At 66.1% G+C, this 439-nt stretch carries 1 protein-coding gene; it reads left to right on the top strand.

Annotated elements, in window-relative coordinates:
• Positions 1 to 439: 2-oxoacid:acceptor oxidoreductase family protein (locus IF28_RS0135790; protein WP_030229615.1), on the top strand; the 439-nt coding region annotated here is incomplete at both ends.

Raw genomic sequence — 439 nt, 5'->3', positions numbered from 1 at the left:
CAAGGAATTCGACCTCACCCGCAAGGAGGCCGAGCGCAGCAAGAACATGTTCGCGCTCGGACTCCTGTCGTGGATGTACCACCGCCCCACCGAGGGCACCGAGCGGTGGCTGAAGACGAAGTTCGCCAGGAAGCCGGAGATCGCGGCGGCCAACATCGCCGCGTTCCGTGCCGGTTTCAACTTCGGTGAGACGACGGAGGACTTCGCGGTCTCCTACGAGGTGGCCCCGGCGGCGTTCCCGGCGGGGACCTACCGGAACATCTCCGGGAATCTGGCCCTGTCGTACGGGCTGATCGCGGCCGCCCAACAGGCGGATCTGCCGCTGTATCTGGGTTCCTATCCGATCACGCCGGCGTCGGACATCCTGCACGAGCTGAGCCGGCACAAGAACTTCGGTGTGCGGACCTTCCAGGCCGAGGACGAGATCGCCGGGATCGGC

The sequence above is a fragment of the Streptomyces sp. NRRL WC-3626 genome, assembly GCF_000718785.1.
Taxonomy (GTDB): domain Bacteria; phylum Actinomycetota; class Actinomycetes; order Streptomycetales; family Streptomycetaceae; genus Streptomyces; species Streptomyces edwardsiae.
Note: the sequence above shows the minus strand (reverse complement) of the source record. Positions and strands in the feature narration are given on the sequence as shown.